Origin of the sequence: Mycobacterium sp. 1164966.3, from assembly GCF_001665395.1 — a bacterium.
Classification (GTDB): Bacteria; Actinomycetota; Actinomycetes; order Mycobacteriales; family Mycobacteriaceae; genus Mycobacterium.
In genome coordinates, this window is sequence record NZ_LZSG01000032.1 from 75781 (window position 1) to 83571 (window position 7791).

Below are 7791 nucleotides of genomic sequence, written 5' to 3' on the forward strand. Positions count from 1 at the left end.
TCCCGGCTGTCAGTCGACGCGCCGCAATGTGTCCGGGGTGAGATCCTTCACGGTCGGATAGCCGTCGACCGCCATGATCAGGTCGGTTTCGGCGAGGATCATGCGCAGCAGGTGCACGATGCCGTCCAAGCCACCGAGCGCCAGCCCGTACGCGTAGGGACGGCCGACGCCAACGGCGGTCGCGCCCATCGCGAGCGCCTTGACGACGTCGGCTCCGTTGCGGATCCCCGAGTCGAACAACACCGGCAGCCCGTCGGCCGCCTCGACCACACCGGGCAGGCAGTCCAGCGCGGGCAGGCCGCCGTTGGCCTGCCTGCCGCCGTGGGTGGAGCAGTAGATGCCGTCGACGCCGCCGTCCTTGGCGCGCCGGGCATCGTCGGGATGGCAGATGCCCTTGATGATCAGCGGCAGGTCGGTGAGCGAGCGCAGCCACCCGAGGTCGTCCCAGGTCAGCGCATTTCCGAAAAGTTGTACCCAGCGCAGCACCGCACCCTGCGGGTCTTCCTCCGGGGGGCGCTGCAGGCCGGCCCGGAAGACGGGGTCGGTGAAGTAGTTGGCCAGGCAGTGGCCCCGCAGCTGGGGGAAGTTGGCGGTGGTGAGGTCACGCGGGCGCCAGCCGGTGACCCAGGTGTCCATCGTGATGACAATTCCTTTGAACCCGGCCGCTTCGGCGCGATGGACGAGGCTCTCGGCCACCTCGCGGTCGGTGGGCGTGTACAGCTGATAGAAGCCGGGAGTGTCGCCGAAAGCGGCGGCGACGTCTTCCATCGGGTCGACCGTCAGCGTGGAGGCGATCATCGGAACGCCGGTACGTGCGGCTGCACGGGCGGTGGCCAGGTCGCCGTGGCCGTCCTGAGCGCACAGCCCGATCACCCCGATCGGCGCCATGAACAGCGGCGACGGCAGGGTCAGGCCGAACAGCTCGACGGACAGATCGCGCTGTTTGGCGCCGACGAACATCCGCGGCATTAGCCCCCACCGGTCGAAGGCCTCGCGGTTGGCCCGCTGGGTGCGTTCGTCGCCCGCTCCGCCGGAGACGTATGACCACACCGACGGTGGCATCGCGTTCTCCGCTTTGGCCTCCAACTCGCCGAAAGCCATCGGCAGCGACGGCACCACCCCGGCCAGGCCCTGAAAGTAGATCTCGTTTTGGTAGTCACCGAAATGGGGCGTGAAAGACATGCGAAAGAGCATGCCAGCCGGGGCTCAGCCGGCTACTTCAGTCCCGGCCTCGGCCTCGGCGAGCTCTTTCTTCCACTGCCGGAAGGTCTCCTCGGTGCGCCCGCGCCGCCAATATCCGGAGATCGACGCCCATTTCGCGTCTACCTCGCGTGTGTTGCGGATGTAGGGCCGCAGGTTATGCATGACGGTTTGGGCCTCGCCGTGGATGAAGACGTGCACCTGACCGGGCAGCCAGGGGGCCGTGGTGACCGCCTCAATCAACGGCGCGCAATCGCCGGCGCGGTCCTCGGGAACCAAATCGGCCCGGCCGCCCCGATATATCCAGCTCACCTCGACCGATTCGGGTGCCGTCAAAGGGATCTCGTCGTCGGGCCCGGCGACCTCGATGAAGGCCTTGCCGACCGCGCTCGCGGGAAGCGCTTCCAGCGCGGCCGCGATGGCGGGCAGCGCGGACTCGTCACCGGCCAGCAGGTGCCAATCGGCTGCCGGATCGGGTGTGTAGGCGCCGCCGGGCCCCATCAGGTAGATCCGCTGGCCCGGTTGGGCCGCCAGCGCCCACGGCCCCGCCACCCCGTGCTCGCCGTGCACCACGATGTCTATCGCGATCTGACCCGCGGCCTCGTCGACGTGACGGACTGTCATGGTCCGCACCGAAGGCTGCCTGGCCGCGGGCAGCCCGGCAAAGCTGTCGAGGGTCAACGGCTGCGGCAACGCGGCCCCGTCGATGTCGTCGGCGACGAAGACCAGTTTGACGTAGGAGTCGGTGAACTTGCTGGGCACGAAGCTGTCAAAATCGTTGCTGCCGAGAGTTACGCGGACCATATGCGGTGCGAGTTGCTGGGTACCGACGACTTCGAAAGTTTGCAGCGGTCGACCTGCCACTTGTCCTCCTGTCCAGACCCTCCGTCGACTATACGAGCCGGGTCTCCGGGGCCCCGGCGGGTGCCTTGCCGGGCCGACGGCGGACTATTGCCCATCGGCTGTCACGGCGCTCGGCCAGCCCGGCCAGCTCAAGCAGGGCCAGCGGCCCCAGCACCCGCTCGGGCACCAGTCCTGACGCCACGGCGATTTCGTCGATCGTGGCAGCGCCGCGGCCCGGCAATGCCTCGTACACCTGGCGCTCGGCGGCACTCAGGCCGTCCAACGGCGTGCCGGGCCGCGGCTCTTCTGGCCCCAGCTCGCCGATGCGGCCAACCAGTTCGACGACATCGTCGGCGCGGGTGACCAGTTCCGCGCCGGTGCGCAGCAGGGCGTGACAACCCGCCGACGCCGACGACGTCACGGGCCCCGGCACCGCGGCCACCACCCGGCCCAATGCGCCCGCCCAGGCGGCGGTGTTGGCGGCACCGCTGCGCAGGCCCGCTTCCACCACGACGGCCGCCCCCGCGATAGCCGCCACCAGACGATTTCGGGTCAGAAATCGGTGCCGGGCGGGACGAACACCGGGCGGATATTCAGTGAACAGCAGCCCGTGCTGACCGATGCGATGCAGCAACGCCGAATGCCCTGCGGGGTAAGGGATGTCGATCCCGCCGGCGAGGACCGCCACGGTGATACCGTCGGTGTCCAGCGTCGCTCGGTGAGCCGCGCCGTCGATGCCGTAAGCGCCCCCGGAGACGACCGCGACGTCGCGCTCGGCCAGCCCGGCCGCCAGGTCGCCCGCCACATGCTCGCCGTAGGCCGTCGAGGCGCGGGTCCCGACCACGGCGGCGGCACGCTGTGCCACCTCGTCCAGCCGTGCCGGCCCCAGCGCCCACAACACCAGTGGGGGTGCGCTGCGCTCCCTGGACCGCGCACCCTCGAAGGCGCGGAAGGCCAGCAATGGCCATTCCTCGTCGTCCGGCGTGATCAACCGTCCGCCGCGGCGTGCCAGTAACTCGAGATCATCTGCGGCCCGGTCGATTTCGCGCCTGGCATCGGTGTGGCGCGCCAGCTCGCCGTCGACGAGGCCGCGCCGGACCCGGTCGGCAGCCTCCACCGCGCCAACGGATTCGACCAGGACCGCCAGCTCCCGGCAGGGTGGCTCGGCTACGCGGGACAAATAGGCCCATGCGCGCAGTGCCTGACCATCGGCGCTCATCGCCGGGCTCCCGCTTGCCGAAAGCTCAGCGCGGTGGAAACCTCGTCGAACCCGGGCGACGTCCGGCCGGCCAAATCGGCCAGGCTCCATGCGACCACCAGGACCGCTAAATAGCGGATGTTTCCACAGGCGGAGAGTCACAGCTACATGCCAGCACGATGACCCGCCGAGCTGATCCGCAGTCGGGCGCGCACCGTGCTCGCCGGGCAAAGCGGACAGTTGATCAAGGCACAGGTATGCTCTGCCCAACGTGGTGGCCTGACCCGCCCTAAGCACGTACAATCGGTGTCATGACAGGGGGATCATGCAGTCATCCGTTGTTGCCCGCCCTGGGGCTTGACGGCGTTTGAGTAACGCTGTATCTTCCTGTCGTTGGCCTGAAAAAGGTCATTTTCCTTCGGCCCTCGGCCTTCTGCGATCTGCCTCATGCCTTCGACCCCGAATCACTCGCGCCTTCCGCTATCCGCGATCCGCGATCTGCGATAAGCCTGCAGCCTTTCGCTGTTAGCACCGCTGCCCCAAGCGAGCAGTGCCTTCAATAACTCAACACTCATCTCAACTCTGCAACGATGTTTTCTGCGTTTCCGAACTGCCCGGATCTGTTCTGCGGCAGTCCGACGTCACGGAGCCATCATGGCAGAAAAACTGGGAGCGCTAGCTTTGGTTCTAGCGCTGAATGCTGTCGCAATTGCGGCAGCTCTGTACCCGCATGAGACCGTCATCTTTCTGGTCCACGTTGCGGTCGTACAAATCCTCGAACTCGGTGTTTGGCTTGCGATCCCCCGGAAGAAGCCTTCGTCCTCTTCCGACGATCACTAGACGCCTCCGAGGTCAGACGGCTAGTGTGGCGCGCGCGCCACACTAGCCTTTCTGCACGAAGGGGGAACTTCGGATGTACTGCATCGTCGATCTCGCATCGGTCACGAACGGTCGCGAGCGCGACATCTTTGAAGTGTTACTACAGCATCAACCGGATGTGCGAACTGGGACCGTCATTCTTCTTGCCCATGACCCTTCTGTCTTCGCTGAGTTTCGCGCCGAGGCCATCACAGTTTCCGACGACAAGACGACAACCGAACAGGATCGCTTCGCCATTGAGACCGTAGACAAGGCGATAGAAGCTGCCCCGGTTGACGAGCCTATCTTGGTATGTTCGTTCCGGTTGGTTCTGCAGTATCACTTGGCGCAGAAGCCGGCAGGTAACCGGCAAGTTGAGTTTTTAGACTTTCGGCACCTCCTTCGATTAACGACGAGTCCCGGCACCAAGCAACTCGACCAGTGGCCACAGTCATTCATGCCCTTAGATGAAGCGATACGTCTTATGAAAACGGCATTAACAGTCCGAGGACCGCTGATGCAGACACAACTTCGCCCTGCACTCGCACGCCAGAATCCTGCTTGGAACAAAGTCAAAGGCCGCAACGCGCCTCAAGACGACCCGAAAATTATTTCGCTTCTGGTCCGGGAAGCGGCAGCGCAGGGCGCGATTACCATTTCGGGCGACGAGAACAATCCCTTGTTGGCGCTTTCCGGTACAACCGCGCCACCACGCCGTACAGGCGCCATACAGCGCGCGGCGGCACCGACGACGCCGACGGTGACTGCTCCCGATATCGATCTGCTTGATGGCAGCCGCGACAGTGATCGTTACATGCGCGCACTTCGAGCTGCCAAATTGGGACCCTTCTCAGAAGTGAGGACCGCAGTTTTCGAGCAAATCGACAAAATCCTCAAAGAGCGCGTCGGCGAGGTGTCCATCCGAGACTTGATCTCGGATGCGGTCGATGATGTGCGATCCAGTATCGAGAAGGCTCGCGCAGAAGGTCGTCAGTATTTGGTACGGAGCCTGACCCGAAACCTGCCCTGGGGAGCACTGAAGGCCTTCCTCGTCATACTTATGACCCGTCAACCCATTGTTGTGACCGATGACGGCGAAATAGTGAGAGCTGACTGGACGAACCTATCTAAGAAGGTCGCTCGACTACTTCCTGATTGGCAAATAATTCTCGATTCCGAGCTCATCGTCTTCTTGATCGCGAAGGGATTCGAGATCAATTCTTATTCTGATGAGGAATTGGCTGGAGCGCTTTACGATAGCCGCCGATCTGTCGCGAAAGTTGAGCAAGTAATCGCTTACCTTCTCAAAGAAGGAATATGTGAGCTAAGTCCTGAGTATTCACTGAGACTGGTGCGAACGAGCGGACAGCACAGCGCCTGACCCACGGGGTCTGCTGACCGTCCTCGATAATGGGTGATCCGTCCAGCTTTGCTAACGAGCGCGCCGCCCTCGCAGTTGAAGCTCACGAAGGGGCACCCCCTGCCCCACCGCTCGCTAAGGTCGTCCGGTGGGGATTCCTGACTTTCAAACAATGATGCGCCCGGTTTTAGTCACGATTGAGGGGGACGAGCCGAAGTCGCTGGCACAAATTCGAGCAGCAGTCGCTGCTGCGCTAAATGTTTCGGATGACGATCGCCTGGTGATGCTGGCCAGCGGAAAGCAGTCGACGTTCGACAACAGAGTGGCGTGGGCGGTCACCCACCTGACGCAAGCAGGGTTGCTCAACCGCCCGGAGCGGGCACGCTACATGTTGTCGGAGCGCGGGAAGAAAGTCCTCCGGGAGCACCCGGAACGTGTGGACATGTCTGTCCTCGCGCAGTTCCCGGAGTATCAGGACTTCCGGGCGCGCAAGCACGATAAGCAGACGGAGGAGTCGGTCAGCGTCGTGTCGGATGAACTCTCGCCGAGCGAGGCAATAGGCAAGATTGTCGAAGAGTCATACGACACGCTGGCTGCAGAGTTGCTCGACCGAATCTTGGCGCAGCCGCCGACGTTTCTCGAAACCTTGTCGTTGAAGCTTTTGAGCGCGATGGGTTACGGGGGGCGCGAGTCGTTGTTGGAGCACACAGGTAAGCCGGGAGACAGCGGACTCGATGGAGTGGTGCGGCAAGATGCTCTTGGACTTGATTTGGTCGGTGTTCAAGCCAAGCGGTACGACAAGGACAGCACCGTTGGGCGTCCCGACATCCAAGCGTTCGTCGGGGCTTTGCAGGGTGCGCAGACATCTCGCGGCGTGTTCGTCACCACAGGGAAGTTCTCACCGGCCGCCAAGCAGTTCGCCGAGAACGTCGCCATGCGTCTTCGGCTCATCGACGGCATGGAACTGACCAAACTGATGGTGCGGTACAACGTCGGCGTCCAAGTACGTGAGACTTTCGACTTGAAACAGATTGACGAAGAAACTTTCGAGGAATGACGCCCTAATAGCTGCTGGGTCACACGTCACCCGTGACCACGGCCATCTACACCAAAGTCAGCGATGAGTCCATGCGCCGCGCGGCCATGTCAGCCGTAGTCCTAGAGCCATTGAGCTATGCTCGCCTTATTCCGCCCCCGCGTGGATGATCTCAGGGCATGGCTTGGCACGGGTAATCGACCCGAAAGGTAAAGGTTCCGCCATGCAACTATCAGACTCACAGCTTCGCAGGCGTGCACACGCTAAAGGCCTGCGGCTCATCAAATACCGCGAGCGCAGCCAGTGGTACGCGCAATACGGTCCCTATGCTCTCGCCGACGACAACAACTGTCTCGTGGCCTACGGCATGAGCGCCGACGCCCTCGAACGCGAACTGTGTTGTAACGGTTAGCCATCGGCGCATCGCTGGCGACCGCGACATTGAATTAGGCCGCAGGTGGGGGAATTTCCCCCACCTGCGCGGGCCAGCGCCCGCACGCTGCGCCGCCAGCGTAAGCGCGAACGGCTCACTGATACTGGCCTATCACTGATAGGCGCGGGCGCGGGCAGCCCGCAGCTTGGCAAGCTCGTCCAGCTGGGAATCATCCGGTTCCGGCTCCACCGCATCGCATCGCGTCCCCGCCGCCACATCAACCCCCTGGTCCGTCAGCCCGTATACCTGCACGAACTGGCCAAGCAGCTTGCGGCAGATCTCCGCAGAGCGGTAATCGCCGTCCAACGCAGGACCCCAGTGAGCGCGGAACAGCCGCTCCCAGCGCTCCTGAAACATGGCGAAGGACTCATCCTCCAACAACTGCCGCCGCTGGTCTGTGTCCCGCAGCTGCTTCTGCACGATGTCATGCACACTCTGCGGGGACCGCAACCCCACCACCGCCGCGATGGCGCGGTAACTGGCCCCCGACACCCACAGCTGCAACACCTTCAGGTCCCGCTTAGCTCGCTCACCGGCGTTCATGGTGTCCAGTTTTCCCGAACACACCGACACACACGGGAATTCACCCATCCACGCACGTCAACACCCGAAAACCACGCTGCAGCAACGATTAAGCCAGACCGGTGGTTTTTGTCCAGTTGCGGGGAGGGCGACAACCTCCGGGGTGGGAGCGTTTGTCGGAGGCGTGTTCGCGATGGAGGTGGTCCCCCCGTGGGTGGTGAGGTGGGGTGATGCCTGAAGCCAGGCCGAGGTGGGTGGTGGGGGTGCGGTCCCCGCAGAGTGTGCATGACATCGTGCAGAAGCAGCTGCGGGACACAGACCAGCGGCGGCAGTTGTCATCA

General features: G+C 63.6%; 8 protein-coding genes and 1 pseudogene. 4 read left to right on the top strand and 5 right to left on the bottom strand.

All coding sequences use genetic code 11. The features are described 5' to 3' along the window. Window positions 1–9: 9 nt before the first annotated feature. The 4 genes and pseudogenes from A9W99_RS10890 to A9W99_RS27190 form a co-directional block, all read right to left on the bottom strand. The gene (locus A9W99_RS10890) at window positions 10–1182 is read right to left on the bottom strand and encodes a lactate 2-monooxygenase (RefSeq protein WP_067376860.1); all 1173 of its coding nucleotides are present in this window, start codon (window positions 1180–1182) and stop codon (window positions 10–12) included. A 24-nt stretch (window positions 1183–1206) separates the two neighbouring features. After that, window positions 1207–2064: a siderophore-interacting protein gene (locus tag A9W99_RS10895; protein WP_067376832.1), complete on the bottom strand. Its 858-nt coding sequence runs from the start codon at window positions 2062–2064 to the stop codon at window positions 1207–1209. A gap of 28 nt (window positions 2065–2092) precedes the next feature. Next, the gene (gene dprA, locus A9W99_RS10900; RefSeq protein ID WP_067376835.1) at window positions 2093–3262 is read right to left on the bottom strand and encodes a DNA-processing protein DprA; all 1170 of its coding nucleotides are present in this window, start codon (window positions 3260–3262) and stop codon (window positions 2093–2095) included. Beyond that, window positions 3259–3363: pseudogene (locus A9W99_RS27190) on the bottom strand (hypothetical protein); the annotation flags it as partial. The gene dprA and the pseudogene A9W99_RS27190, both read right to left, overlap by 4 nt. A 532-nt stretch (window positions 3364–3895) precedes the next feature. Between A9W99_RS27190 and A9W99_RS26530 the strand changes: the two are divergent. From A9W99_RS26530 to A9W99_RS10915, 4 genes are all read left to right on the top strand, one after another. Beyond that, the gene (locus A9W99_RS26530; protein ID WP_156623052.1) at window positions 3896–4081 is read left to right on the top strand and encodes a hypothetical protein; all 186 of its coding nucleotides are present in this window, start codon (window positions 3896–3898) and stop codon (window positions 4079–4081) included. Between the two features lie 73 nt (window positions 4082–4154). Then, a complete protein-coding gene (locus A9W99_RS10905) occupies window positions 4155–5480 on the top strand; it encodes a hypothetical protein (RefSeq protein WP_067376838.1) in 1326 nt (441 codons plus the stop codon). A 127-nt stretch (window positions 5481–5607) separates the two neighbouring features. After that, window positions 5608–6516, top strand: coding sequence for a restriction endonuclease (locus tag A9W99_RS10910; RefSeq protein WP_067376842.1), 909 nt, complete (start codon window positions 5608–5610; stop codon window positions 6514–6516). A 202-nt stretch (window positions 6517–6718) separates the two neighbouring features. Next, entirely contained in the window at window positions 6719–6907 is a 189-nt protein-coding gene (locus A9W99_RS10915) for a hypothetical protein (RefSeq protein ID WP_067376846.1), read from the top strand. A gap of 132 nt (window positions 6908–7039) precedes the next feature. Here the strand turns inward: A9W99_RS10915 and A9W99_RS10920 are convergent, their stop codons facing one another. Next, window positions 7040–7519 (bottom strand): hypothetical protein, encoded by a 480-nt coding sequence (locus A9W99_RS10920; RefSeq protein WP_156623053.1) that lies wholly within the window; start codon window positions 7517–7519, stop codon window positions 7040–7042. Window positions 7520–7791 lie beyond the last annotated feature (272 nt).